The organism is Actinomadura sp. 3N407 (genome assembly GCF_052245875.1).
Taxonomy (GTDB): Bacteria; Actinomycetota; Actinomycetes; order Streptosporangiales; family Streptosporangiaceae; genus Spirillospora.
In genome coordinates this window covers 52,363-78,872 of the sequence record NZ_JBQQBP010000028.1, presented here as the reverse complement: position 1 = coordinate 78,872, position 26,510 = coordinate 52,363, and the positions used below count along the sequence as shown (strand labels likewise).

Annotated in this window: 19 protein-coding genes, 2 tRNA genes, 1 pseudogene and 1 riboswitch; of the genes and pseudogenes, 6 read left to right on the top strand and 16 right to left on the bottom strand. The window is 71.2% G+C overall.

The genetic code is table 11. The features are described from left to right. Positions 1 to 171 precede the first annotated feature (171 nt). Positions 172 to 558, bottom strand: a pseudogene (locus ACTWPP_RS40950) (transposase); the annotation flags it as partial. Positions 559 to 928: 370 nt separating this feature from the next. Here ACTWPP_RS40950 and ACTWPP_RS40945 point away from each other — a divergent pair. Both ACTWPP_RS40945 and ACTWPP_RS40940 read left to right on the top strand, forming a co-directional pair. Continuing rightward, positions 929 to 1,525, top strand: coding sequence for a site-specific integrase (locus ACTWPP_RS40945; protein WP_443109867.1), 597 nt, complete (start codon positions 929 to 931; stop codon positions 1,523 to 1,525). A 57-nt stretch (positions 1,526 to 1,582) separates the two neighbouring features. Next, positions 1,583 to 2,083: a hypothetical protein gene (locus tag ACTWPP_RS40940; RefSeq protein ID WP_443109866.1), complete on the top strand. Its 501-nt coding sequence runs from the start codon at positions 1,583 to 1,585 to the stop codon at positions 2,081 to 2,083. A 51-nt stretch (positions 2,084 to 2,134) separates the two neighbouring features. On the opposite strand, the gene ACTWPP_RS40935 is transcribed toward ACTWPP_RS40940, so the two are convergent. The 6 genes from ACTWPP_RS40935 to ACTWPP_RS40910 all read right to left on the bottom strand — a co-directional run bounded on the left by ACTWPP_RS40935 (position 2,135) and on the right by ACTWPP_RS40910 (position 5,470). Further along, a complete protein-coding gene (locus tag ACTWPP_RS40935; protein WP_443109865.1) occupies positions 2,135 to 2,536 on the bottom strand; it encodes a hypothetical protein in 402 nt (133 codons plus the stop codon). Between the two features lie 527 nt (positions 2,537 to 3,063). Beyond that, positions 3,064 to 3,136: transfer RNA gene (locus ACTWPP_RS40930), tRNA-Lys, on the bottom strand. 80 nt (positions 3,137 to 3,216) lie between these two features. After that, positions 3,217 to 3,786, bottom strand: coding sequence for a response regulator transcription factor (locus ACTWPP_RS40925; RefSeq protein WP_443109864.1), 570 nt, complete (start codon positions 3,784 to 3,786; stop codon positions 3,217 to 3,219). Positions 3,787 to 4,043: 257 nt separating this feature from the next. Then, positions 4,044 to 4,119: transfer RNA gene (locus tag ACTWPP_RS40920), tRNA-His, on the bottom strand. A 54-nt stretch (positions 4,120 to 4,173) separates the two neighbouring features. Continuing rightward, the gene (gene orn / locus ACTWPP_RS40915; protein ID WP_443109863.1) at positions 4,174 to 4,770 is read right to left on the bottom strand and encodes an oligoribonuclease; all 597 of its coding nucleotides are present in this window, start codon (positions 4,768 to 4,770) and stop codon (positions 4,174 to 4,176) included. A 52-nt stretch (positions 4,771 to 4,822) separates the two neighbouring features. Then, positions 4,823 to 5,470, bottom strand: coding sequence for a pyridoxamine 5'-phosphate oxidase family protein (locus ACTWPP_RS40910; RefSeq protein WP_443109862.1), 648 nt, complete (start codon positions 5,468 to 5,470; stop codon positions 4,823 to 4,825). Between the two features lie 117 nt (positions 5,471 to 5,587). On the opposite strand from ACTWPP_RS40910, the gene pdxR reads away from it, so the two are divergent. Beyond that, on the top strand, positions 5,588 to 6,919 hold the full coding sequence (gene pdxR / locus ACTWPP_RS40905; protein ID WP_443109861.1) for a MocR-like pyridoxine biosynthesis transcription factor PdxR: 1,332 nt from the start codon (positions 5,588 to 5,590) through the stop codon (positions 6,917 to 6,919). Positions 6,920 to 6,955: 36 nt separating this feature from the next. Here the strand turns inward: pdxR and ACTWPP_RS40900 are convergent, their stop codons facing one another. Continuing rightward, complete coding sequence (locus ACTWPP_RS40900; RefSeq protein WP_443109860.1) at positions 6,956 to 7,657, bottom strand: hypothetical protein; 702 nt, start codon at positions 7,655 to 7,657, stop codon at positions 6,956 to 6,958. 433 nt (positions 7,658 to 8,090) lie between these two features. Here ACTWPP_RS40900 and ACTWPP_RS40895 point away from each other — a divergent pair, with 433 nt between their 5' ends. After that, complete coding sequence (locus ACTWPP_RS40895) at positions 8,091 to 9,173, top strand: phosphotransferase family protein (protein WP_443109859.1); 1,083 nt, start codon at positions 8,091 to 8,093, stop codon at positions 9,171 to 9,173. 53 nt (positions 9,174 to 9,226) lie between these two features. On the opposite strand, the gene ACTWPP_RS40890 is transcribed toward ACTWPP_RS40895, so the two are convergent. From ACTWPP_RS40890 to ACTWPP_RS40880, 3 genes are all read right to left on the bottom strand, one after another. Then, positions 9,227 to 10,696: a sigma factor gene (locus ACTWPP_RS40890; protein ID WP_443109858.1), complete on the bottom strand. Its 1,470-nt coding sequence runs from the start codon at positions 10,694 to 10,696 to the stop codon at positions 9,227 to 9,229. A 216-nt stretch (positions 10,697 to 10,912) separates the two neighbouring features. Next, complete coding sequence (locus ACTWPP_RS40885) at positions 10,913 to 12,439, bottom strand: RNA polymerase sigma factor (protein WP_443109857.1); 1,527 nt, start codon at positions 12,437 to 12,439, stop codon at positions 10,913 to 10,915. Positions 12,440 to 12,804: 365 nt separating this feature from the next. After that, positions 12,805 to 15,126: a substrate-binding domain-containing protein gene (locus tag ACTWPP_RS40880; RefSeq protein ID WP_443109856.1), complete on the bottom strand. Its 2,322-nt coding sequence runs from the start codon at positions 15,124 to 15,126 to the stop codon at positions 12,805 to 12,807. A 272-nt stretch (positions 15,127 to 15,398) separates the two neighbouring features. Between ACTWPP_RS40880 and ACTWPP_RS40875 the strand changes: the two genes are divergently transcribed. Continuing rightward, complete coding sequence (locus tag ACTWPP_RS40875) at positions 15,399 to 16,223, top strand: TrmH family RNA methyltransferase (protein WP_443109855.1); 825 nt, start codon at positions 15,399 to 15,401, stop codon at positions 16,221 to 16,223. 28 nt (positions 16,224 to 16,251) lie between these two features. Here the strand turns inward: ACTWPP_RS40875 and ACTWPP_RS40870 are convergent, their stop codons facing one another. From ACTWPP_RS40870 to ACTWPP_RS40855, 4 genes are all read right to left on the bottom strand, one after another. Beyond that, the gene (locus ACTWPP_RS40870; RefSeq protein ID WP_443109854.1) at positions 16,252 to 17,322 is read right to left on the bottom strand and encodes a hypothetical protein; all 1,071 of its coding nucleotides are present in this window, start codon (positions 17,320 to 17,322) and stop codon (positions 16,252 to 16,254) included. 114 nt (positions 17,323 to 17,436) lie between these two features. Beyond that, positions 17,437 to 17,805 carry a hypothetical protein gene (locus tag ACTWPP_RS40865; protein ID WP_443109853.1) on the bottom strand — a complete coding sequence of 123 codons (369 nt, stop codon included), beginning with the start codon at positions 17,803 to 17,805 and terminating at the stop codon, positions 17,437 to 17,439. Continuing rightward, complete coding sequence (locus tag ACTWPP_RS40860) at positions 17,802 to 21,563, bottom strand: SseB family protein (protein WP_443109851.1); 3,762 nt, start codon at positions 21,561 to 21,563, stop codon at positions 17,802 to 17,804. Before ACTWPP_RS40860 ends, ACTWPP_RS40865 begins: the two co-directional genes overlap by 4 nt. A gap of 101 nt (positions 21,564 to 21,664) precedes the next feature. Beyond that, positions 21,665 to 22,948 (bottom strand): aminotransferase class V-fold PLP-dependent enzyme, encoded by a 1,284-nt coding sequence (locus ACTWPP_RS40855; protein ID WP_443109850.1) that lies wholly within the window; start codon positions 22,946 to 22,948, stop codon positions 21,665 to 21,667. Positions 22,949 to 22,990: 42 nt separating this feature from the next. Continuing rightward, positions 22,991 to 23,105: riboswitch (SAM riboswitch) on the bottom strand. 72 nt (positions 23,106 to 23,177) lie between these two features. Here ACTWPP_RS40855 and ACTWPP_RS40850 point away from each other — a divergent pair. Beyond that, positions 23,178 to 23,558 carry a hypothetical protein gene (locus ACTWPP_RS40850; RefSeq protein WP_443109849.1) on the top strand — a complete coding sequence of 127 codons (381 nt, stop codon included), beginning with the start codon at positions 23,178 to 23,180 and terminating at the stop codon, positions 23,556 to 23,558. Between the two features lie 73 nt (positions 23,559 to 23,631). Here the strand turns inward: ACTWPP_RS40850 and ACTWPP_RS40845 are convergent, their stop codons facing one another. Further along, positions 23,632 to 26,430: a transglycosylase domain-containing protein gene (locus ACTWPP_RS40845; RefSeq protein ID WP_443109848.1), complete on the bottom strand. Its 2,799-nt coding sequence runs from the start codon at positions 26,428 to 26,430 to the stop codon at positions 23,632 to 23,634. Positions 26,431 to 26,510: the final 80 nt, after the last annotated feature.

Below are 26,510 nucleotides of genomic sequence, written 5' to 3'. Positions count from 1 at the left end.
CATGCGACATGGGCGATGGGGCGTGGGCCGTCCAGCACCATGCGGACGATCTCGTCCTTGTGCTCCTGGGTGAAATGCCGCCTCTGTCGTGCCAACGACCTTCCCTTCCGGTTCTCCCCAACAACCCTAGTTGGGGACCTGTCCGGAAGATCCGGGGCGCCTCAGGTGGATGATGTCGCGGACCGTCATGCCGTGCGCGTACAGGCTGATGACCATGTCGTCCAGCCCGCCCGAGACCCGGCCGGCGCGTTTGGGCACCAGCACCGGCTCGAACGACCCCTGCCGGTCGCGGGGCACGTGCAGGCGGACCGGGCCGACCCCGGTCTGCACCGTCTTGGCGATCTTCCCGTTGCGGGAGTTGCCGGTTCCGTAGCCGTCGGTGTGGTGCTTGTCGTAGCCCAGATGGGCGGTCAGCTCGGCCTCCAGGGCGCGCTCGAGGACGGCTTTGACCAGGTCGCCGAGCATGGAGCCCTTGCCGGTCAGGCGCAGCCCGCCGGCCTGGTCGCGGGACCGGGCCAGCAGCTCGTCCAGCAGCCGGTCATCGACCAGCTCCCGGATCGGACGACGCGTGTCCTGTGCGGTCTGCGGTTCGGGCTCGCTCACCTCCGCCACGGTAGCCGGAAGATCGCTTACGGTAGTTGAGGTGGTGCCGTCGACACGGTCGATCACGGACATGACGTGTGGTTCTCCCCCCGAAGAACGTGGGCGCTTCACCCACTGATCACTTGCTCCCCAGCAAGATCACTTTCCACACCTGAGGGAATACCCTCCGGGTAGCTGCTTTAGAGTCGCTGCCCGTGGACTTCGATGCGGAAGCACAGCGGGATTTCGCGTCAGTGGTCGTTCCGTCAACTGGATCCTTGTCGCGACCGGCGATCGGTGGGAGCCGTACCGGCTTGTTGATGGTGACGGGGCGGTTGTCGAGGCGGTGGCGTCGTTCTTCCGTGACTTGCAGGCGGCCGGGCGCAGCATGGCCACGGTGCGCTCCTATGGGCTGGACCTGCTGCGCTGGTTCAGGTTCCTGTGGGCGATCGGAGTGCCGTGGGAGCGGGCCACGCGGGTCGAGGCGCGGGATTTCAGTCGCTGGCTGCTGGTTGCGGGCAAGCCGATCCGGTCGCACTGGCGGAGCACGGACGCTGCGGCGCCGACGTCTTCGGGGGTGCCGTACGCGGCGTCGGTGCGCGCGCATAGCGAGACGGTACTGCGCTGTTTCTACGACTTCCACCTGGCCACTGCCTCCGGCCCGGTCTTGATCAATCCGTTTCCGCTGGTGCGCACACGGCGCGAAGGCCGAGCGCTGCGACGCGTGCCCTGCGCCGGGTGCGGACAGGCCAAGCGGGTCAAGACCCTCGACCGTGACGGCCGACCCCGATGCGCTCAATGCACCGACGTGGACGACCGCGACCTGATCACGGTCATCCACACCGTCGTCACCGGGCTCGACCCCACCGTCGGCTACGACACGATCGCCGACGCGGTCGGCCGAAGCTGCAAGCAACGCGCCTACCAGCAGAAACTAGCCTAGGCCATCGAATCCGATCCCGCCCTGCTCGCCGGTGAGGCGCATCGGGCTCCGCTCAGCGTGATCCCGCGGTTCGTCGAGCATCTGCACGCCGCGGGAGTGGCCGGTGTCGTGCTGCCAACCTGCCCCATCTGCCAGCGCCAGGTCCGGATCGACAAGCCGATGGACGGAGTCCGCGTCTGCCGCACCTGCATCGCACGCTCCCGCGTCGAGGAGTGCTCACGCTGCGGAGTCCTACGCGAGCCGGTGACCCGCGAGCAGGGCCGTCCGATCTGCGCCAACTGCTTCATCAGTGACCCGGCGAACCTGGAGACCTGTGTCGGATGCGGCCGCCGTCGGCGCGTCTACCGCCGCACCACCGACGGCCCGTTCTGCCAGAACTGCCACGCACTCCCCCGTGCTGACCTGCTCGATCTGCGACGACACCACCCCCTGCGGGATCTCCCGCATCACCGGCCAGCCCTGGTGCCCGGCCTGCCAGCACCGCTCAGCCCCCTGCTCGACCTGCGCAGCCCTCGCCCCGATCGCCGCGGGCACCCTGACACGTCCGCTCTGCGCTGACTGTGCACCGCCCGCGAACTGGCTCGACTGCCCCGTCTGCAGCGACCCCGATCATCCCAAACCTGGTCGATGCGGCCGATGCCTGATCAACAAACGCCTCAACGAGATCATGGGCCCGGCCACCACCGACCTCCATCCGGGCTGCTGGCACTGCGCCACGACATCGCCACCGCCGAGCACTCCATCACCGCCAACCGCTGGCTGACCAAACAACCCATCACCGAGGTCCTCTCCGACCTGGCCGCCGGCCGCATGCCCCTCACCCACCAAGCGTTCGACGAGCTTCCCAACCGGCAGGACACCGAGCACCTGCGGTTCACGCTGGTCGCCCTCGGAGCGCTCCCCGATCGGGATGAGGAACTCGTCCGCCTCGAACGCTCCCTCACCGACTTCCTCGCCACACAACAAGACCCGCTCCGCCGCCGGGTCCTGCACCGCTACCTGATCTGGCATCTGCTGCGACGCCTGCGCAGCCGCAACAACGGAGCACCGACCACCCGGGCCACGCCACCATCGGCGCCGGCACCCCGTCACGCTGGCTGTTCCCCGGAGCCCAGCCCGGCCGCCCGATCAGCAGTGAACGACTCAAACGACGACTCACCAGCCTCGAAATCCGCCCCAACCAAGGCCGCAGCACCGCGCTGTTCCAACTCGCCACCGAGATCCCCGCCGCGATGCTCGCCCGAACCCTGGGCATCAGCGTCAACTCAGCCGTCCGCTGGCAACAACTCTCCGCCGGAGACTGGACCAGCTACGCCGCGGACGTCAGCAACCGCCCTACCCCAACCCCACCACCCCGAGGTATTCGGACACTTTGAACATCCGACGGTGCCATTTCGACCGACCCCCTGACGACCGACGCCGTGACGCGCATCGGGGGAGCGCTCTGGGGCTCACCACAGGGCTAACTGCAACCCCAATTGCAACCGACGCGAACAGGGCGTACGCCGATGATCGGTGTACGCCCTGGTGGTTGCGGGTGCGCCGTCAGGGACTTGAACCCCGAACCCGCGGATTAAGAGTCCGCTGCTCTGCCAATTGAGCTAACGGCGCATGTCGGGGACCGGCCCTGGCCGGGGGTCCCTGGCGACAGGAAGAACAGTATCAGGAGCGGTGGACCAGTGCGAACCGGTTTAGTCCCGGACGGGGAGGACGCTCATCATGCCGCGCCAGAGGGCGATGGCGGTGGCCCGGGAGCTGACGCCGAGCTTGGCGTAGATGCGGTTGACGTGGTTCTTGACGGTCTTCTCGCTGAGGAAGAGCTGGCGGGCGATCTCGCCGTTGGAGCGGCCCGTGGCGATGAGGTCCATGACCTCGGATTCGCGGGCGGACAGGCCGAGGGAGGTGCGGGAGGCGTGGCGGACGCCGCGGATGAGGTCGGGGACGGTGAAGGAGCCGGGGACGAGGTGGCCGCAGGCGCCGGCGTGGAGGGCGTCCTCCACGGCGGGGTGGCCGGGGGCGGCGAGGACGAAGACGCGGGCGGTGTGGCTCAGGGGGGTGGCGTGGTCGGCCGAGGCCGCGTCCAGCAGGACGATGTCGGGGCGCAGGCGTTCGGCCAGGGAGAGAGCCGCGGTGGGATCAGGGGTATCGGCGACGACCTGGAGTTCGTCGCTGGCGTCGAGCAGGGAGGTCACGTCCGCTCGGACCTGCGGGTCGCCGTCCACCACGAGTACGCGCAGGGGGGCCGTCTCGTCGACACTCATCCGTCGCCCTTGGGGGGTCGTTGACATTTATAGGGTCGGAGCATAACGGGCCGGTCTTCGGGAGTCGATGGACCGCGCCGGGTTCACGGTGCCCGTGCCAGGCGCTGGGCGGCTCCGGCGCCGGAGGCGCGGCGCCCGGCGTGCTTCATCGGACGCGCCGAACTCGGGAGCATCGCCCGCGTCCCGGCGCCATCGGGCGAGCGGCACGATGAACGATCAAGGGCCTGGTCGCCGCGTGGGTGACCAGGCCCTTCGTCTGGGGTGAGTGAGGGGACTTGAACCCCCGACATCTTGGACCACAACCAAGTGCTCTGCCAGCTGAGCTACACCCACCGTGGCCGGGATCGCGCCCGGCTCCCAGTAGTGTAGCGGCTCCGGGGGCGTGGGTCAGCCGGAGGCGACCTTGGCGGCGACGGCGCGTGCCGTCTCGGAGTCGGGGCCGGGCTGGGGGACGAAGACGGCGGCGCGGTAGTAGCGCAGTTCCTGGATGCTCTCCGTGATGTCCGCGAGGGCCCGGTGGCCGCCCTTCTTCTCAGGGCTGGCGAAGTAGACGCGCGGGTACCAGCGGCGGGCCAGTTCCTTGATGGACGAGACGTCCACCATGCGGTAGTGCAGGTGGCCGTCGAGGGTGGGCATGTCGCGGGCGAGGAACGAGCGGTCGGTGGCGATGGAGTTGCCGCAGAGGGGGGCCTTCTTGGCCTCCTTGACGTGGCCCTTGATGTATTTGAGGACGACGTCCTCGGCCTCGGCGAGGGTGACGCCGCCGGCGAGGGCGTCGAGGAGGCCGGACGTGGTGTGCATGTCCCGGACGACCTGGGTCATCTGTGTGATCGACTCCGGCGGAGGCTTGATGATCACGTCGACGCCGTCGTCGAGGATGTTGAGTTCGCTGTCGGTGACCAGCGCGGCTATCTCGATCAGCGCGTCGTTGCGCAGGTCGAGTCCAGTCATCTCGCAGTCAATCCAGACCAGCCGCTCGTTCATGGAATCACCCTACGGCCATGGACGACTGCGCGGGGCACTGAGCCGGATCGATTTAGGAGGTCACGCGGCGGGCGATATGGCCTGGTACGGGGATGTCCGGGCGTAGGGCGGGGTCGGGGGAGGGCGTGCCGTACGTCTGGTGGACGGGGAGGACGCCCGCCCAGACGTCGAGCGCGTAGTCCTCGTCGTCGTCGCTTGGCGGGCCCTGGCGGATTTTGACGGACGCCTCGTCCAGGGGGAGCGCCAGTACGGAGACGGCGGCGAGTTCCTTGCGGGTGGGCTGGCGTGCCACGTCCCATTGGCCGGGGGCCAGTTGCTCGGTGATGACGCGGAGGCCGGTCATTTTTTCGTCGTCGGTGACGAGACGGGGCGTCCCGTAGATGACGGCGCTGCGGTAGTTGATGGAGTGGTGGAACAGGGACCGGGCGAGGACGATGCCGTCCAGGTGGGTGACGGTGACGCAGATGTCCTGGGACGGTCCCGCCATGAGGCTGCTCGCCCCCGTGGAGCCGTGCACGTAGAGGGTGTCGTTCAGGCGCCCGTAGCCGGTGGGGAGGACGCGCGGTGAGCCGTTCATGGTGACGCCGAGGTGGCAGATCATGCCGTCGTCCAGGATTTCGTAGAGGACGGAGCGGTCGCCGCTGGAGCGTTCGGGGTATCTGCCGAGCCTGGTGCGGGCGGTCGATGAGAGTGGGGTCATGGCCGTTTACGCTATGGAGAGAGTGGCCTGGTCGGTAGGGCCAATCGATGCATATAGGCGGAGACCACTTTGTCGATAGACCTGCCCCTCAGCGTCGACCGGGATGCCGGTGAGCCCATGAGCGCCCAGCTCGTCGGCCAGTTGCGTGCGGCGATGGGGGAGGGGCGGCTGGCGGCCGGGGAGCGGCTTCCCGCGAGCAGGGCGCTGGCCGGGCTCCTCGGTGTGAGCCGCACGGTCGTGACGGAGGCGTACGAGCAGCTGTACGCGGAGGGCTGGCTGGAAGGCCGCCATGGGTCGGGGACGTACGTGACCGACGGTGTCGCCGCGCCGCCCGTCCCGAAACCGCAGCCGGTGAGGACGCAGATGGTGCGGAGGTCGGCGGCCCCACACGAGATCGACCTGAGGCCCGGTCTCGCCTGGACGGGGGCGCTGGACACACCCGCGTGGCGGCGTGCGTGGCGTCTCGCTTCCGGGATGCCGCCTCAGCAGCGTCAGGACCCGCACGGTCTGCCGGACCTGCGCATCGCCCTGGCCGACTACATCAGGCGCAGCCGCGGCGTGAGGTGTCCCGTGGACGGGCTTCTGGTGACGCGGGGTGCGACGAACGGGCTCGATCTGCTGGCGGCGACCGTGCTGCGTCCGGGTGACCGGGTCGGGGTGGAGGAGCCGGGCTACCGGCGGGCCCGCGCGGTCCTGGCGGGGCGTGGCGCCGAGCTGGTGCCGTGCCCGGTCGATGAGCACGGCCTCGTCGTGGACGGCCTTCCGGACGATCTGCGCCTCGTCTACACGACGCCGTCGCATCAGTTCCCGATGGGCGGCGTGCTTCCCGTTCCGCGCCGCCAGGCCCTGCTGGCGTGGGCGCGGCGCAACGGGGCGCTCGTGGCGGAGGACGACTACGACGGCGAGTTCCGGTACGACGTCGCGCCGCTGCCCGCGCTCTACGGGCTGGACCCGGACGTGGTGATCTACCTGGGCACGACCGCCAAGATCCTCACGGCGGACATGGGGGTGGGCTGGCTCGTGGGCCGTCCCGACGTGGTGGAGCGGATCGCGCTGCGCCGCGAGGAGCTGAACGACCGCACGGCCGTCGTGCCGCAGGACGCGCTGCGGCTCCTCTTGGAGCGCGGCGGTCTCGACCGTCACGTCCGCCGGATGCGGGCGGAGTATGCGCGGCGGCGGGACGTGGTCGTCCAGGCGCTGGACGGGTTGCCTCTGCGCGGCGACACGGCCGGCCTGCACCTGGTGGTGGACGTCCCGGCCGGCGTGGCGGGACGGGTCGTCCGCGAGGCGGCGGGCCGGGGAGTCCTGGTGGAGACGCTCGAACACTGCCACGCGGGCGCGGAGCGGGCGTCGGGGCTGGTGATCGGCTATGGCTCGGCCGCGAACCTCGCGGAACTCCGCAAGGGCTGCGAGATCGTCCATGAGCTGGTGAAGACGCGGGCGGGATGAAGGGGAAGGGGGCGGCGGCGCGGTGGCTGGAGGCGGTCAGTTGGACATGGCGGACTGCCCGACGGGTACCGGCTCCGGGGCGGGTTGGAGGGGAGCGGGACGTCCCGGCGGCGGCTCGTTCTGCGGCGGGCGGACGGGGTCGGGCGGGCGCGGGGTCCGGGGCATGAGACGGGGCGCGGTCGCGGTGTCGGGGAGGGGTGCACGGGGCTTCGGGATGGGGGCGACGGGGGTGTCGGGCCCGGTGATGCGGCGGATGTCGATGGCGCCCGGGTCGGGACGGTCGACGAGCGGTACCTGCGATGCCCCGTAATGTCCGCCGCGCGCCCAGTCCTTGCGGCTGCGGTCCGCGTGGTACGACTGCGGTGACGGCAGCGGCGGCCCGGCGGGCCAGCGGCGCGGGACGCTCCACGAGTCCAGCCACTGGACGATCGCGTCGAGGCCGGTGAGCAGCGTCCCGGTGAACGGTGTCCGGGCCTGTCCGACCACCATGATCTGCACGCAGACGCGTCCCTCATGGCCGACGCGCCCGCCGAGGAGCCGGGCGGCGCGGGTGGCGGGCAGGAGCTGGACGGTCTCGCCGGTGCCGGGATGCCAGACCAGGTGCGGCGGCCGGTCCTCCTTGCGGAGGTCGGCGGCCACCGAGCGGGCGGAGACGGTGCGGGGATCGTGTTCGCCGGCGCACCAGACGACCCGGGGAGCACCTCCTCGCAGAGCTCCGCCGTCCTGTCGCGCCGGCATGCGGCCGGCTCCCGGCAGCCATGCGTCTGCCACGGTGTGTCCCCCCCAATCGGGCGGTCTAGTCCCGAATGGTTCTAGTCCTACTCTCATAGCCCAGCGGGACCCATAAAGTCCAGCCTGCCGTCATGGGCCGAGTATGACGGCTTTGACCCTTCGCGCCGGGTAGAGACCATGCTGCTCGGGTGTCGTCGCAGATGCGTACCCCGGGGTTTTGCGTAATCCACCTGGCGTTCCGTTTTTCCTCCCGAGGTCTCGCTGAATCAGCCGCCCGGCGCCGGAGGAAGGAGTGTTCGCGCAGGTCAGCTCGATGCTGGATGTCAGGTGAACCGTAGCTGCAAGTCGGCCGGAAGTGGCCGACAGGTCACCGGGCCGCACCGACAGGTACCGGGGTGGGGTTCACACCGCGGACCGAGCCACGTTCTAATAGGTCGTCATGACCGTTGACGCAGAGCTTCCGTCCGGGGTCCCCGGCATCGACGTCCCCCGCCTGGCCGAGTGGCTGGACCGTGAACTGCCCGGATCCGGCCGCATCAGCGCGATCGACCTGATCGCGGGCGGACGTTCGAACCTCACCTACGGGATCGTCCTGGACGGCGGCCGCCGCATCGTGCTGCGCAGGCCGCCGCTCGGGCACGTCCAGCCAACGGCCCACGACATGGGCCGCGAATACCGGGTGCTGACCGCGCTCGGCGAAGGCACGGCGGTGCCGGTGCCGAGGACGCTGGCGTTCTGCGACGACGAGGACGTCATCGGCGCGCGCTTCTACCTCATGGACTACGTCGAAGGGCGTGTCCTGCGCAGCCGCGAGGACGCCGAGGACCTCACCCCCGGGCAGGCGAGCGGCCTCAGCGAGGCGCTGGCCGCGGCGCTCGCCGCGATCCACACCGTCGACGTGAAGGCCGTCGGCCTGGAGGACTTCGGGCGCCCGAGCGGCTACATGGCGCGTCAGCTCAAACGCTGGGGCAAGCAGTGGGACGGCTCCCAGGAGGCCGTCCGCGCCACCGGAACCACCCGTGACCTGCCCGAATACGATCGGCTTGTGGCCAGGCTCGCGGACCGGATGCCCGCCGACGCCCCCGCCCGCCTCGTGCACGGCGACTTCCGGCTCGACAACGCGCTCGCCCGGCTGGAGCCGCGTCCCGAAATCGCCGCCGTGGTCGACTGGGAGATGTCGACGCTCGGCGACCCGCTGTCCGACCTAGGGCTGACGCTCGTCTACTGGGCGGAGGCCGACGACGCCGACCGGCTCCCCGTCGGCGCCACGATCACCTCGGCGCCCGGCTTCTTCACCCGGCGCGAGTTCACCGAGCGGTACGCGGCGCTGACCGGATTCGACCTCGGCGACCTCGACTTCTACGTCGCGTTCGCGTGCTTCAAGCTCGCCGTCATCCTGGAGGGCATCCACGCCCGCTACCTGCAGAAGGCGACCATCGGAGAGGGCTTCGAGCAGATCGGTGAGGGTGTGCCGATCCTCCTGGACCGCGCACACCGCACCCTGGACACCGGCACCGTCTGACCGGACGTCCGCCCGGGGCGCGCGACTTCGGAAGCGCGTCCCGGCGTGCTTTCTCAGCAGTACTCGACCCGGACGGAGCCGCCCGGCGAGAACGAGACCGAGCCGGTCCTGTCCCCCCAGCAGATGACGTTCGTCCGGCGGACGGTCACGCCGGCGGACTCACCCGACGACAGGCGGCCGCTTCCGCCCGCGCTCAAGTCGCCGGACGTGCCCGTCACCTGCCAGGTCACCGCCCCGCCGACGGCGGTGATGCGGATGGTGCACGACTCGTCGTTGCCCATCCGGCACCCGTCCATCGACAGCCGGCCGCGCTTCGGGGGGTCGGGCTCCACGGTGTCCGGGGGGCGCGGGGCCTGCGTCGTCGGCGTCTTCGACGGGGTCTTGGACGGCGAGGGGCTCTTCGACGGCGACTTCGACTCCGTCGGGGACGGTGACGTGACCGTCGGGGACGGACCGGTCGGCGTCGCCGCGGGCTGACCCGAACCCACCGGCCCGCCGCTGTCGCCGGGGGCCGCCGGGCCGGTCGCGGACGTGTTCGTGCCGCCGCCACCGCCGAGCGCCGACATCGCGCCCACCGACAGCACCACGATCCCCACGGCCACGGCGACGGCCCCGATGAGGGGGCCGCGGCGCCGGGGCGCCCGTTCGCGGACGCGGATGGGCGTCGGCTCGTAGGGGAGCGGCCAGCCGTACTCGTCGAACGGCTCGGTCCAGGCGGCGATGGCGCGGCGGTTCCCGGCGCGGTCCTCGGCGGTCGCGGCGGTCAGCACGTCCAGCCGCAGCTCCGCGGGGATCGCCGCGATCGGCAGGACGGACAGCAGCCGGTCGGCCGGCAGCGGCGGCGTCTCGCGCTCCCCGCACACCGGGCAGCTCGCCACATGCCGGACGAGCGACCCCGACGTCTGCGGGGACAGCGGCCACGACTCGGTCAGCGCCGAGACGCTGGGGCAGTCCTTCCAGTGGTTCTGCGCGATGAGGGCCGCGTGCAGCGCGGCGGCGAGGTCCTCGCGGGCCCGCTCCACGAGCGCGAGCGTCTCCTCCAGCGGCATCCCGAAGATGCCGGACAGGTCGACCTCGTCCAGCTCGTGCCGCACCGACAGGTCGATCGCCTCGCGCTGCCGGCCGTTGAGCGCGGCGAGCGCGCTGTGCGCGAGCAGCCGGCGTTCCTCGCGCCGGGCGAGCTGCTCGTCGGTCAGGTCGTCGTCGGCCTCCGGCGCCTCCTGCCCGGTGTGCCGGTTGGGGCTGTCGCGGCGCCGCATGCACTCCTTGCGGGCGATCGCGTAAAGCCAGCCGCGCAGCCGGTCCGGCTCGGTGAGCCGGTCGACGTGCTCGCGCGCCGCGACGACGACGTTGCGCAGCGCGCCGGCCGCCTCGACCCTGTCACGGAGCAGCCCGTGGCAGTAGTCGTAGAGGAACGGTGCGTAGGTGTCGTAGACCTCGGTCAGCGCGATGACGTCCCCGGCTCGCAGCGAGTTCGCCAGCCTGAGGTCATCGTTCTGCTCGGGCCCTGGCTCACCGGCCACGGGAACCCTCCCAGTCGAATTCGGTGTTGTCGATCGTGCCCCCGGTGAGCGCCGGCGCCCGCCGGGCCGCTCTGGTTGCCTGATCTTGCCACCAAGTTGCTGAGATTTCTCCCCTGTGAACGAATTTCCGTGACGGGATCGGTACACGCCGTGGCCGTCTGACCTAGTGGATCAGCCTTTACACCCGAAAAATGTGACCTATATCACGTTTCGCGATCAGCCGTTCGGGCCGCCGTCACCGCCGCCCCCGCCGTTCCCTCCGCCGCCGCCTCCGTCGTCCGAGGGGCAGGTCCACGAGACGGACCTGCTGCCGCCGTTCGGGGAGAAGGTGACGCTCCCGGAGCCCGAGCCCGTGCAATCCCCGAGAGAGACAGTGGCGGCACTCGATTGACCGCTGGAAAGCGTGCCGCCTCCGCTGACGCTGAGCGGCGCCCCAGCCGATGCCGACCAGGTGACCGACCCGCCGACGGCGCGCACCCGGAAGGAGCAGCTTTCCCCGGGCCTGAGGTTGCATGAACCGCCGCCCACCGACAGCGTCCCTCTCCTCGGTTGGGTGAGGCTCGGTCTTGGCTCGGACGACTGGCGGCGCGTTCGTGTTGGAGTCGGTGTGGTCGTGGTCGGTGTGGCTGAGGGCGTCGGAGTGGCGCTCTCCGTGGGCGTCGGGGATTCTGACGGCTCTTCGGTCTCGCTCGGCAGGGACGAGTCTGGGACGGATGTGGACGGCCCTGGGGGGCCCTGGGCGTCCGTCCGTCCACTGGACGAGTCCGGCATGATGAAGAACGCCCCCGCCACGATCAGCACCACGGCGGCGACGGCGGCGAGCATCGGCCAGAGTGCGCGCGGGGCGCCCCGTCCCGAGGAACCCTGCCCGGCCGTCCGGTCGACGTGGACTGGCCATCCCCAGTCGTCGAACGGTTCGGCACGGTACGCGATCTCGGACAGGTCAGGGGCCAGGGCCGGGTCGGTGGCGGTGGCCATGACCAGGCCGCGCAGGTCCGTCGGCGTCATCGCGACCGGCATCACCTGCAGGAGCCGCGCCGCGGAGACCGTCCGGTCACGCCGGGAGGCGCAGGTCGGGCAGGTCTCGATGTGGTTGACGAGCTTGCGGACGACGGGTGGCGGCAGCGGCCATCCGCCGTCGTCGGCGAGCGCCGCGACGCTGGGGCAGTCGGTCCCGTTCCGTGCGATGTAGGCGGCGGCGAGCGCGTCGTCGAGGCGGGCGTGGGCCCCGCCGGTGACGTCGGCGGCCTCCCGCGCGTCCATCCCGAGGACGCCGCCGACCTCCGAGGCGTCCAGGCCGTGCCGCAGCATGAGGTCCAGCGCCTCGCGTTCACGCCCGCGCAGCCCCGCCAGGGCGCTGTGGACGAGCTGGCGCACCTCCAGCCGCTGCGCCAGCTCCGCGTCGTCCAGGAAGCCGTCCTCGACCTCTGGGGCCTCGTGGCGCTCGGCCGGCCGGTACGGGTCGCGGAGCCGCCGCATGCACTCGTTGCGGACGAGCGCGTACAGCCAGCCGCGGAACAGGTCCGGCTCGCGCATGATGGACACGTGCGCGTAGGCGGCGATGAGCGCGTCGTGCAGCGCGCCGGCCGCCTGGTCCTGGTCGCGCAGCAGTGCGTGGCAGTAGTCGTACAGCCGGGCCGCGTAGCGATCCATGACCTGGATGAGGGCGCTCGGATCGCCGGCGGCCAGAGACCGCGCCAGGCGCTCGTCATCGGCGCGATCGAGACTGGGCCAACCGGACACAAGGTCCTCCCGCGGGCTGTTTTCAGAATCCTCGTCCGCGTCGTCGGGGACGGGCTGGAAGATCCATGGGGGAGCTGATGCACTCTCCCGGCCCCGGTCTCCCGACCGGCGGCCGCCGTGCCATTTCCATCCGGCGTGCCGGGGGTCCGCCCCCGTCAGCCGCCGGAGCTGAAAGATGACTCACTTTCCCTGTCACGGGCCAGGGAGGGGAAAGTAGGTCGGAGGCCCGACGGCCCCGCTCCCCGTCGGGCCTCCACCTAGATTGACGATCGGCTACGGCGCGCGGTTGACACCGATCGCCAGAAAATATCGGGAACTACCTGGCGCATCCGGGTGATCACCGGCGGGTGATCATGCGAGACCGGTCACTGGATGCGCCGGGACAGCATCTTGAGGAAGATCTTCTTGATCTCGTCCGGCGTCATCGCGATCTGCACCTTGCCGTTGGTGGCCTTGGCGATCTTCTCCAGCTCGTCGCGGTCCACGCCCTTGCCGAACCCGATCATGTTGACCTGGATCGGCTTGTTCGGGTCCTGCATGCTCTTGAGCTGGTTCAGCGTCTCCTGCAGGCTCGGGCCGCCGGGGTCGTCGTTCTTGCCGTCCGTCAGCAGCAGGATGGAGTTGCCGAACTCCGGCTTGTAGGTCTCGTTCATCATCTTGTACGCGGCGAGCATGGTCCGGTACAGCCCGGTGTCGCCGGTCGGCTTCGGCCGCATCTGGTTGAGCGTCGACAGGACGAGACCGCGCCGGGTGTTCGACCCGATCCGCTCACCGAGCGGGCCGATCGGCACCGTCTTCTTGTAGGGGATCTCCCCTTCCATGTTCGTCGAGAACAGCCACTGGCCGAGTTCGGTGTCGTCCGACATCATGCTGAGGCCGCCCTGCGACACCTGCGCGATGGCCTGCAGCCGGTTCGTGTTCGGCCCGACCTTCTCGAGCATCGAGCCGGACACGTCGATCAGCGTGAGCATCCGCAGGCCGAGCGACAGCTTCGACCACGCCTGCATGATCTTCGCGACGTCCTCGCTCTTCGGCATGGGCAGCTGCCGCGGCCGGGCCGGGCTGACGCCGGCCTTCTCGTCGAAGCCCCCCGGCGCCTTGCCGTCCGGCGTCCGGAACCCCAGCGCGTGGACGTCGGTGCGGGTCGCCTCGGTGGCCATCGCCTTCTCCAGCAGGCGGGCGCCCTTCTGCTTGCCGGCGTCCGTGGTGGTGACGGTGAACGGGTAGTCCATCGACAGCGTGCCCTCCAGCGGGTACAGCGCGACCGCCGGCTGCTCGGGCTTGCTCTTGTTGTACTTCCACAGCGCCTGCTCGGACGACAGGGAGATCGGCTGCTTGCCGCCGCTCTTCTTGCGGAAGGCCTCGAACTCCGCGTCGACCGTGGGGACGGTGCTCTCCCGGACGGTCCGGACGATGCCGGTGAAGATCGAGTCGCGGTTGGGGTCGTTCGCCAGCAGCGTGCTCGTGACCATCAGCGAGCCCATGCCGGCCGCGTTCCGCATCGGGTCGGGCACCACCAGCCGTACCGTGCCGGGCGGGATCATCTGGTTCTTGGTCACCGCGCCGCCCGCGACACCGCCGGCGGCCTTGAGCAGGTTGTCCCAGGACGGGCTGGCGGTGATGCCCTGCTTCTTCAGCTGCAGCGCGAGCGACTGCGGCAGCCCGACCACGATCGGGCTCTTGGCCACCGACGTCTTCGTGGACAGGACGCCGCCCTTGTCGTCCTCGCTCGCCGTCTGGGCCAGCGAGATCCACAGCGAGGAGTCGGGGATCCACACGTCCGGGCGCTCGTTGGCCGGGTTCGCCACGCCCTGCCCGGACAGCAGCGTCGACACCGACGACGGCTCGGCCTTCTTCACCGTGGCCTTGATGCATTTGCCGTCGGCCTCGTGCTTGCCGTCGTTGAAGCGCTGGGCGGCCTTCTCCACCACCGGCGCGATGTCGGGCGCGGCCGCCACCGACAGGTTCATCGCGTCGTCGCCCGTGCAGCCGCCGCTCTCGGCGAACGCGTACACGCCGACGCCCAGCAGCAGCGCGAGGCCCACGGCCCCGGCCATCGGCCCGATCAACGCGGTCGCGCTGCGCTTGCGCTTGCGGCGCCCGTACTCGTAGCCACCGGACTCACTGCCGTAGCCACCGGATCCGCCCGGACCCCCGGGCCCTCCGGATCCGCCCGACCCTCCGGATCCTCCGCCATAGCCGCCGTATCCGCCGGAGTCACCCTGCCCCGGGCCTCCGCCGAAGAACCCCGCCGGACCACCGTCGGAGCTGCGGATGGAGTCGTACTCGCTGTAGCCGGTTCCGGCCAGCGGCGAAGACGAACTCCCGGGCGGCGGTCCCTGGCGGCTCGACATCGGCTCCCCGGCACCGGGCCCGCCGGGGTGTCCACCGCGGTAACCGCCGCCGTCGGACGCGCCGCCGTACCCGCCGGAGCCATAGGTGGGCTGCTCGCCCGACTGCCGCGGCGTGAACCACTCCGGAGTCTCGCCCGACGCCCCCGGGCCGGCCGCGCCAGGCGGCGCTCCCGGCGGACCGGCCTGCGGCTGGGCGAGCGGCTGGCCCTGGGCGTCCCGCCCGCCGAACCAGTCGGACGACCCGTCGTTGGCCGGACCGAAGACGGGCCGGGACGGGTCGTACCCGCCCTCGCCCATCCCCTCGGGGATGTCATTGCGATGACGTCCGCTCATGGCCTGCCCTCGATTCACCAGAAACCCGCCGATGTTCCACGGCACTGTAGTAGTACGAACTAGAGGTTACAAAGAACTCAAAACTGATAATGACGCAGGTCATGAGCGTATGTCTCAACGATCCTGGCATTGCCCCCCCATCAACACGCTCCGCGACGGCCGCGCCACGCCACGCACTCCCACGCGGACCACGGCGTACTCCCCGGTGCCCGCGCCCGGATCCCGCCCGCATCCGGGACGCCGCACCCTCCGCCCACCGGCAGACTTGGGGCATGGCCAGCCTGGTTCCCGTCACCGACCCCGCAGACCCCCGCGTCGCGGACTACGTGCGACTCCGCGACGTGAACCTCCGCAAGAGCCTGGAAGCCGAACACGGCCTGTTCGTCGCCGAAGGCGAAAAAGTGATCCGCCGCGCGATCGGCGCCGGCCACCCCGTCCGCTCCCTGCTGATGGCGCGCCGCTGGGCCGAACCGCTCGCCGACGTCCTGGACGTCCTCGACGCCCCCGCCTACATCGCCGACGACGCCACCATGGAGTCGATCACCGGCTTCCAGGTCCACCGCGGCGCCCTGGCGTCCCTCGAACGCCTCCCACTCCCCACCATGGACACCGTCCTCACCGGAGCCCGCCGCGTCATGGTCCTCGAAGACCTCGTAGACCACGCGAACGTCGGCTCGATTTACAGGTGTGCCGCCGCCCTGGGCATCGACGCCGTCGTCCTGTCCCCGAGGTGCGCCGACCCCCTCTACCGCCGTGCGGTCAAGGTCTCCATGGGTGCGGTCTTCGCGATCCCCTACGCCCGCATGACCAACTGGCATGACGATCTGGGCAAGCTGCGCGCGGCCGGCTTCACGCTGCTGGCCCTGACCCCCGACCAGACAGCCACGCCCATCGACCAGGCGCCCACCGGCGACCGTGTCGCCCTCATGCTCGGTTCAGAGGGTGACGGCCTGTCCTCTCACTGGCTGGACGAGGCCCACGAAGGCGTGTGCATCCCCATGAGCCCGGACGCCATGTCCAACGGTGTCGACTCCCTCAACGTCACCGCGGCCGCCGCCATCGCCTGCCACGCCCTCAGCCGCATGGTGCTTTCCTGACACCTGGGGGAGCGGTCCGATATCCCGATCACTTGCCGAACATGCCCCTGCGGGGCCGGCGATGCGTGCCCTTCAGCCGCTTCGCGGCGCCGGCCGGCAACCGCCGCCGTCCCAGCCTCAGCTGCGTCAGCAGCAGCGAGAACGCCACCAGCAGCGCCGCCAGCCACGCGATCTGCGTGCTGGCCATCCGCTCGAACGTGAGGTCCTGCGCGACGGGCGCCTTGTTCCCCTGCAACCGGCTATGCGGCGTCGCCGCACCCGGGCTGGGCGCGACGGACGGGTTCGGCGGCTGGATCGGCGGCAACGCCACCTCGGGCTTCTTCGGATCGAACGACGAGTTCGGATTCGGCGGCACGTACCCGCCATCGGAACCCGATGAGCCGTCGCCGCCAGAACCAGAACCAGAGCCGGAGCCACCCCCCGAACCATTGCCGCCACCGGAACCACCGGCACCGGAACCACCGCCGCCACCGGACCCGCCGTCCCCACCGGACGAAGAATCAGTGGGCGACGGCTTCGACGGCGGCTTGGTCGACGGTGGCTTGCTCGACGGCGGCTTGGTCGACGGCGGCTTCGAAGAAGACGGAGGATCGCTGGGCGTCTGCGTGGGTGGATCAGTTGGCGGCTCTTCCTCGACGGGCTCGAACACCACAGACGCTGGCTTGCTTTCCACCTTCTTCAGGCCACCGTCCAGTTTGCCCTCGACGGTCATCTTGACGGTCACTGTGACCGGGTCCTTGAAGGCGCCCTTGACCCTGACGATAGACGTGGCCGTCTCGCCGTCCTCGTTCACCGTGTCAAGGTCGCAGCGCGCATCCGTCACCGGGCAGCCCTCTGTGACGGTGGGCGTAACAGCGTCATTGCTCGAAGTCAGGTCGACATCGGTGATTTGGACGTCGGACGCGACACCAGACGTGGTGGAGACCGTGGCGATGACGGGTGCGGGGTCCTCGGCCTCGACCGGGGTCGTCGCCTTGAGCGTGATGGACAACGTCGGGGCCTCTGCCTCGGCGGCTATGGCGGATGCGCCGCCGGCGGCCAGGACGGCGGCCGTGCCGAGCCCGACAAAGATCGGTTTCACCGCTGATCGGCAGATCACTGCCGCAGCACCTCCGTCGCATCGCCGTTGAGCGCTGTGCCCGCACCTGTCCGAGGGATCGCCTCGAGAGTCATGCGAACACGGATCCGCGGGCCAAATCAACCCCGCGCGCCATCAGATCAACTCCTCCCGGACGTCCTCGACCTCCGACCCGGGAGCCCATGTCTGCCAGATGCCCTGGTCGATGCGGTCGAGCCCGAGACTTTCGGCGACCGGGGCCCGTCCGCCGGTGTATTCGACCCGCAGCCATGTTTCATGCTCGCCGACGATGACGAACCGTTCGCCGCGCCAGCGGCACGTCGTCCGGACGTAACGGAGGTCCTCGACCTCGGAGGCGGGGACGATGCGGCGGTAGCGTCCGGGACGCAGTTCTTCGAACCCGTCCGTCGGCCCCGGCGCGTACAGCCTGATCTCACCGTCGGCGCCCGGCGCCGCCTCGAAGTCGCGGCCGAGCCACCGCGCGACGTATCCGTCCCGGATCACTGTGCGGCCTCCGTCCGCCCGTCCCATGCGTCGGCGTTCGCGTCCGGCCGCAGCCAGGCGAGCCGGTCGGGATCGTACATGGCGACGAACCGTTCGGACCGGTCCCTGCCGAGGTAGTACATCTCCGCCCCGTACGGCAGGCGGACGCTGTCCACCTTGTACTCGCGGATGGAGCCGGCGCTTCCCGGTGCGAAGCCGCTTCCGGTGAACGGCGGCCGCTCGATCACCCAGCCGGCCTCGCCCCAGGTGGCCCTCTCCTCTTCGTCCCGTCCGCCGAACGGAATGCGGTAGAGGTCGGGGCAGTAGGCGGGCCACCGGATGACGTAGACGCCCTCATCGCCTGACGAGAACGACGAGCCTTCGTACAGGAGCCCCAAGGCCTCGTACAGCTGGACCGGCGTCTGCAGTTCGGCCACGTCACCCGTCGAGTGGACGAATCCGCCGACCCGGTCGTAGCCCTGCTCCAGGTACCACGCGACGTGCCCGTGCGGTACGACCTTCTGCATGATGGACGGCGAGGAGACGCGGTCGTCGAGGTCGGGCGGCATCTGCGGCGCCGGCTCGGGCCGCGGTGGCGGCAGCGGAACCTCGGGCCGCGCCTGGACGAGCCCGACTCGCACCGCCCATTCGCTGAGCGCCTGCACCTGGTCGCCGCGCAGCGACGCCCCGATGCGCGTTCCCGGGTTGAGCAGCATCGTCCAGTCTTCGCGGGGCCATGCGCCGATGAGTTCCCGGAAGTCGGCGTACACGAACCGGGATTCCGGCAGCACCTCACGCAACCGGACCAGCGACGTGAACACCTGGACCGACGACTCCGTCCGCAGTGCCGCGTCCCACCGGAACTCCCGCTGGACGGGCGTCACTTCGAGCGCCGCGTCGTCCGGGATCGGCACCAGGACGTTCGCGTTCAGCAGGACGCGCAGGAACGCGTCGGAGTCTCCGCTCAGCGTCGCCTCGTGCAGTTCCTGGTCGATCCGGTTTCCCGGTTCGAACGCCGCCTCCGGCTCGTCCGCGGCCCGCGGCGGCTGTTCCCCGAGCGCTTCCTGACCGCTTGCCGCGCCGGGGGCGACCGGCATGCCGGGGGCGCCCACCGGACCTGGAGTGTCGGACGTGGCGAAGCCGTCCGGCCCGGCCGGTCCAGGTTCCGCAGGGGCGGCGCCACCCTGGGGACCGCTCTCCTGCGAGGCTCCATGGGGATCGCCGGGTGCGTCCGGCATGTCGGGCTTGGCGTGAGCGCCTTGCATGGCCGGGCCGTGGTGTGCGCCGAGGTCGCCGCCCGCGTTCTGGTCTGCCGGAGCGTCTGGTTGACCGGTCGGCCCTGGGGACGGGCTCGGAACCGCTTGGGGGGCTACTCCGCCCGGCGCGGTTTCGTGGGAGCCGCTCGGCATGCCGGGCGCCGCGTGCCCGCCCTGCGGAGGCTGGTCCGTGCCGGAGGCCGGTCCATGGGCTGGGCCGGGATGGTGTGCGGCTGGTCCGGGGCCACCGGCGGCGCTCATGCCGGGCGTCGCGGGCGCGTCCGGTGCCGTTTCGCCGCTCTGCGGGCCGGGCCCCTGTGGTGGGGAGCCGGGCGGGCCCATACCTGCCGGTTCCCCTGGGACGCCCGCCGCTGTGGGCTCACGTCCGCCCTCGGCCGTTTCTCGGCCTGGCGTGTCGGTCGGGAAGCCTTGTGCACCCGCGCCTGGTTGCGGGGTCTCGCCGGGGACGACGTGACCGCCTGGGTGCTCTTCCGGCGCCGTCTCGCCGGGGCCGCCGGGGCCGCCGGGTGCGCTCGGCTGCCCCTGCGCGCCGGGTCCGGCTTGTGCGCCCGGGGTGTCGGGGGCGGTGAAATCGTCCTGCCAGGTCGGTCCACGTCCTGTGTGAGGGCCGCCGCCGGGGGCGCTCATGCCCGGGTGGCCGCTCGGTGCTCCGAGCGGGTCTGCGGTGTCGAACACCGACGCTCCGGCGGCACCTCGTGCGGCTTCACGAGGTGAGCCGGGTCCGTGAGCGTGCTCGCCGGGGGCCGTGGGTCCGCCCTGTGGCGTCTCGCCGACCTGCGGGCCTGGTCCCGGAGGCGCCACCGGGTCGGCGGCGGTCACGTCCGCGGGATTGGCGGGGGTGTCGGATGTGCCGGAACCTCCGCGCGGGCCCACGTCACCGTGCGCACCTCCGTCACTGTGCGGGCCTGCGGCGCCCGGTGCGGGCGCATGAGAGCCGCCGGGTGCGTCCGCGTGCCTGCCCGTCATGCCGAGGGCCGAGGGTTCGTGGGGTGCCGGTTCGCCGGGCGCCGATGGTCCGCGGTCGTCCTCGCGGTCGGCCGCGGCGGGGACCGGCGGGCCGGCGTGGGCGCCCGGTGTGTCCCGGGGGGACGTGTCGGGCTCGGACGGGACGGCGGGCGCCACGGGCACGGCGGGCGTGTCCGGCGGCGGGGGCGTGGACGCGGCCGGCGGTGTCGCGGGCTTCTCCGGGCGTGGGAGGCCGCCCAGGGAGCGGACCTTGTCGCCGGGCATGGCCGCGTCGATGGGCGTCCCCGGATTGATGACGAGGGTCCATTCGGTGTCCGGCCAGGCGGCGACCATGTCCAGGAGCGTCGGCATGATGAAGCGGGACGAGCCGATGGCCTCGTTCATCCACTTGAGGGACGTGAAGATCTGGATGGCCGTCCGGCCGTGGACGGGAACGGGCCGCCACGGGAAGCCGGCGTCGCCGGGGACGATGCCCCAGGGGGTGTCGGGGTCGGCGGGGACGAGGACCTGGGCGCCGAGGAGGATCGCGAAGAAGCCGTCGGTGTCGCGGCGGCGGGCGGCGTCGAACAGGCGTTGCTCGACGTCGTTCTGCGGTTCGAAGCCGTCCGTCATCCGCTGGGCGGCGCGCTGGTCCGCCCAGGTGGCGAGGCCGGGAAGCTGCTGGGCGAGGACGGTGCCGCCGGCGGGGGAGCCGGAGTTGATGGCCAGCAGCCAGTCGTGGTTCGGCCAGTAGCGCAGCGCGACGGTGAACGGCAGCTTGATGTACTCGGTGCCGGCCCCGGCGGCGCGGGCCGCCTCGATGAGACGTTCGGGGGACGTGAACACGGGGACGACGGTGGAGCCGTCGACCTCCCTGGTCTGCCAAGGGAACCCCGGACGGCCCGGACGCATCGTGTAGTCGGTGTCGTCGGGGACGGGCAGCAGCACGTCGGTGGCGGCGAGGGTCTGCAGGAACAGGTCGTGGTCGTTGTTGGCGGCGGCCCGGAGCAGTTCCCGTTCGACGTCGTTGGCGGGCTGGAACTCCTGCCGGGGCGACTCGCGGGGGAGGTCGCGGTGCTGGTCGCGGAGCTCCTCCCAGGGCGGGGACGCGCGGCCGACCTGGGGCGGGCGGCCGTCGCCCTGCGCCACCTGGCGGACGAACCAGGACGGCAGCCGCGCCTCGATCGGCAGCGCGGTGCGGACACCGTGGGCGGGCGCGTCGATGGCGAGCCACCAGCGGTTGTCGGGCCAGGTCTCGGCGATCTCGCCGAACCGGACGGTCATGAAGTGCTGGTAGGCCGGGCCGAGGCAGGCGCGCATCGCCGATGCCGACGTGTAAACCAGCACATGGACCCGGCCGTCCTCTTCTTGGGTCGGCCAGGACGGCTGCGTCTCGCCCGTGAGCATGCCGTCCACCAGGTCGGGCGGGACGGGGATGACGAGCTCGCTGTCCGCGATGAGGCGGAAGTAGCTCTCCTGGTCCCCGGCCCGTACGGTCTCCTGCAGTCGGTGCTCCAGTTCCGACGTGGGTCGCCACGCGTCGGCCACGGTCGCCACCCCCTGTTTCTTCCGTGCTCGTCCCCGCGCGACTGCCTACGCTACATGGGCGAACAGGACCAAAGAGCATATTCGCCTGACCGTGCGGGAGACTCCGCAGGTCAGCGCTCTGTCAGCTCGGCGAGGGCGGTGAGCAGCCGGTGAACGTGCTCCTCGCTCGTGCCGATGCCGACGCTGGCACGGACGGCGGCGCCCCGGTCGGCGGAGCGGTCCGCGCCGTCCCCGCCGAGCAGATGCCCGACGAAGGGGTGGGCGCAGAACTTCCCGTCGCGGACGCCGATGCCGTACTCCTCGGAAAGCGTAAGCGCGACGTCTCGGGCGTTCCAGTCGTCCACGGCGAACGACACGATCCCGACGCGCGGCGCCCGGTCGCCCCACAGCGTCAGTTCGCGGACGGACGGGAGCGCCGCGAGCCCCGACCGCAGCCGCCTCACCAGGCTCTCCTCGCGCGCGGCGAGTGCCTCCCAGGCGCCGGAGAGGGCGTCGCACGCGGCGGCCAGCGCGATGACGCCGAGGACGTTGGGGGAGCCGGCCTCGTGCCGCTGTTCGGCGGAGGCCGCCCACCGGGTCGTCCGGCCGACGGACGCGCTGGCGCCGCCGCCCTTCAGGTAGGGGCCGGCGGCGCGGAGCCAGTCGGCGCGGCCTGCGAGGACGCCCGCGCCGAACGGCGCGTACAGCTTGTGCCCGGAGAACGCGGCGTAGTCGAGGCCGAGCGCCGTCATGTCGAGCGGGCGGTGCGGGACGAGCTGCGCAGCGTCCACGGCGATGCGGGCGCCGTGCCGGTGGGCGACCCGCGCGAGTTCCCCGATCGGCCACAACTCGCCCGTGACGTTGGACGCGGCGGTGACGACGAGCAGCCGCGGCCCGATCGGGCATTCGCGCAGGGCGCGGTCGGCGGCGCAGATCGCGTCGGCGGGGGTGGCGGGCGCGGGCAGCCGCACCGCGCGCTTCCACGGCAGCAGCGCCGCGTGGTGTTCGGTTTCGAAGACGACGACGCTCGTCCCGGCCGGCACGGCGTGCGCGAGCAGGTTCATCGCGTCGGTGGTGTTGCGCGTGAACACGACGGCGGACCGCCGCCACGCGCCGAGGAACGAGCGGACCGTCTCCCGCGCCTCCTCGTACGCCCCGGTCGTGACCCGGGACGCGTAGCCCGCCCCGCGGTGCACGCTGCTGTAGTACGGCAGCGCACGGGTGACGGCCTCGTGCACCGCCTCCAGGCAGGGTGCGCTGGCCGCGTAGTCGAGGTTGGCGTAGGGGACGTGGCCGCCGTCCCGCACGGGCACCGGGACGTCCACGCCGATGACGCGGGGAACCGGGCGAACCCGGACCCCCTCGGCGCGCGTCACAGCAGGCGTGATGGGGGAACGGGCGAGCAGCGTGGGCATGCCGGAACCTTCCGGGTCAGGGACCCCGGGCAAGGCCGTCGGGATCCGCGCTTGCCGGGACGCGTCCGCGTCCGGCCAGGTCCTCACCCGGGGCACCCCATCGCGGACGAAGGGTTGCCGGCCAGCAAGCCGGGGCTTGACGCTGGCGCTCATGACCTAGTGCGGAAGTATATGCGGAGCCCGTCCGGGATCACGAGACCCGGGCCGGGGGAACGAGTGGGAGGGTGCGATGCGGTACGGGGTGGTTCGGGCGCTGGCCGGGGGCGTGGTGGCGCTCGGCGCGTCCGGCCTGCTGGGCGGGTGCGGGGCGCTGGGCGGCGGCCCCGGCGAGGTGTGCATCGACACGAAGAAGGCGTTCCAGCAGTACATCACCCAGGTCAGGAGCGTGCCGGCGTCGGATCCCGCGCAGTGGCGGCAGGCGACCGACAAGCTCGCCGGACGCCTCGACGACCTGGCGGCGAAGGCCGATGACGACGACCTGGAGAAGGCCCTGAAGTCGGAGGCGGACCGGCTCCGCGCCGCCGCCCCGGCCGTCGGCACCGGCGACGTGGCCCAGCTCAACACCGTGATGAAGGAGATACCGGCCCGGATCGGCAAAGCCTGCGAGTGACGGCCTCTCCGGGGTCGTCCGGGCTTTCCGGGCTGGGGCGCGCCACGTCCTGGCGGGTCTGGGGCGGTTTCGGTCAGCCGTCCCCGCCGGAACCGCCTCCACCGCCGCCGTCACCGCCTCCACCGCCGCCGTCGCCTCCGCCTCCGCCGTCACCGCCGCCGGGATCGCCGTCGTCACCGCCGCCTCCTCCGCCGGGATCGGTCGGGATGATCGTCGGCAGCCCGGTCGGCGGTGTCGGGCTCTCCGGTTCCTCGGGGCCTTCGGTCGACGGCGGCTCCTCCGGGCCGGTCGTGGGCGGCGGGCCCGTCTCGTCAGGCCCGTCACCGTCCGGAGACCCGTTCCAGCCGCCGCCCGGCCTGGTCGACGGAGACCCGAACGACTTCGGCTCGAGATCCTTGATGTTCACGGCGTCGCTCGTGTACGAGCGCCACACCTGCGCGGGCAGCGCCCCGCCGTACGCGCCGTAGCCGGGGATGTCCAGCGGCTTGCCGTCGCTGCGGAACATCGCGACCGACGTGGCCATCTGCGGGATGAAGCCGTTGAACCAGATCGCGCGGCCTTTGTCGGTGGTGCCGGTCTTGCCGGCGACGTCGCGGCCGTCGGGGAGCCGCGCCCCCGTCCCGGTGCCGCCCCGCACGACCTGCTCCATCGCGTACGTGGCGTCACGCGCGTTCTGCCGGCTGAACGCCCGCTCGCCCTTCTCGGTGAACGTGCGCTTGTGGTTCCCGTTGTCGGTGACGGACTTGACGACGAACGGCTCCCGGTACACGCCCTCGGACGCGAACGTCGCGAACACGCCGGCCTGCTGGACGGGATGCAGCGACACGATCCCGAGCGGGAACGTGGCGGCGGCCCGCTGCTCCGGCTTCATCTGCGACTTCGGGATGCCCATCTTCTCGGCCATCTCGACGATCTTCTCGTTGCCGATGTCCTGGCCGAGGTTCACATACGCGGTGTTGATCGAGTTCTGCGTGGCGGTGACGAGGTTCACCGTCCCGAAACTCCGGCCGCCGTCGTTCTTGACGGACGAGCCGTCGAAGTACTGCGGGGAACTGCCGTCATAGCTCGAATTGAGCGTCTCCCCGCTCTCCAGCGCGGCGGCCAGCGCGATCGGCTTGAAACCGGACCCGGCCTGCGCCCAGTCGCCGAAGGAGCTGCTCAGCGCCTCCTCCAAATAGCCGCGGCCGCCGTAGAACGCCAGGACCTGCCCGGTGGACGGGTCGACCGACACCGCCCCCGTGCGGATCTTCTTGCTCATTCCCTCCGGCGCGTTCTGCTCCACCGCCCGCTTCATCGCGTCCATCAGCCGCTTGTCGAACGTCGTGGTGATCTTCAGCCCGCTGCGGTTGATCTCGTCCTCGCTGTAGCCGTGGCGCTCGGTGAGCTCCTTCTTGGCCACGTTGACCATGTAGCCCTTCTGGCCCTTGAGGACGTCGGTGATCTTCTGCTTGACCGGGGTGGGGAACTCCATCGACGCCGCGTCCGCGGAGGTCAGGTAGCCGTCGCGCACCATGTTGCCGAGGACGGCGTTCCACCGCTGCTCGGCGATGGCGCGGTCGGGGCCGGTCGGGTCGGCGAAGTTGCTCGGCTGCTGGATCGCGGCGGCGAGGTAGGCGCCCTCCCCGGGCGTCAGCTCCGAGATGTCCTTGTCGTAGTAGGCCCGGGCGGCGGCCTGAACCCCGTAGGCGTTGCGTCCGAAGTAGATGGTGTTGAGGTACTGCTCGAGAATCCAGTCCTTGGGCTTCTCCTGGTCGACCTTCAAGGCGACCATGATCTCTTTGAGCTTGCGGGTGATCGAGCGTTCCTTGCCGATGCCGCCGTAGTAGTTGCGGACCATCTGCTGCGTGATCGTCGAGCCGCCCTGCAACTGCTGGCCGGTCACCGTGGACCAGAAGGCCCGCGTGGTGCCCTGCACGGACACGCCCGGATCGTCGTAGAAGCTGCCGTTCTCCGCCGCGATCACCGCGTTGCGGGTGCTCTCGGGGATGCGGTCGAGGTCGACGGCGTCCCGGTTGACGCCGGTCTTCGCGATCTGCGTCTCGCCGTCGGAGTAGTAGAACGTCGGCCCCTGCGCGACCGCCTTCTCCAGCGGCGACGGCACCGGCGTGAACAGGTAGGCCACGGCGAACGCGGCGACGCAGAACCCGATGAAGCCGAGCATCACGAACAGCGTCCGGCGCAGGAACCGCGACCGGCGGCTCCGGGGCTTGCCCGACCCCTTGCCGCCGCCCCCGTCACCGCCTCCGGACCCGCGCCCGGGCGGCCCTCCCTCCCCGGACGAGGAGGGCTTGGACGAGGCGGCCGACATGGTCTTGGTATCACCGCTCGCCGCCTCCCCGACACTTTCGGACGCCGCCCCGCCGGCGTCGTCCACGGGAGAGCCATCCGCAGAGGCATCCGCGGACTCGCCCGCGGAGGTACTCGCGGAGGCGTCCGAGGACTCGGCCTGGGAGGTACTCGCGGAGGCGTCCGGGGGCTCACCCGCCGAGGTGTCCGCGGAGGCGTCTGGGGATTCGGCCTGGGAAGCATCCGCCGACGCGTCCGGAGACTCGCTCGAAGATTCGCTCGGGGACTCGCGCGTCGTGTCGTTCACGGGCTCGCCCAACGTGTCGCTGGCGGGCTTATCGGTGGTGGGAGATTCGCTCTCGTCCCGGTCGGGGGCGGCGCCCGCAGGATCTTTTCCGCCGTTATCGGATATGTCGTCCTCGTGGCCGAATTCTGCGTCCTGAGCGGATTCTTCGGCGTCGACGGTCAGTGTGGCGGTCGTGGGACCGTCCCCGCCGGCCGGTGGCCCGGCCTCGGTGTCGTGCCGGTCCACCTCGCCCGGACCGGTGGGCTCCTCGCCCTCCGGACCCTTTCTGCCGTTGCTCACAAGCCCCCCGTGATTATTGCGTCACCGACGATACCTGAGGGGATCCGTACGGTGGGACGCCCAATGCGCTCTCCCATGGC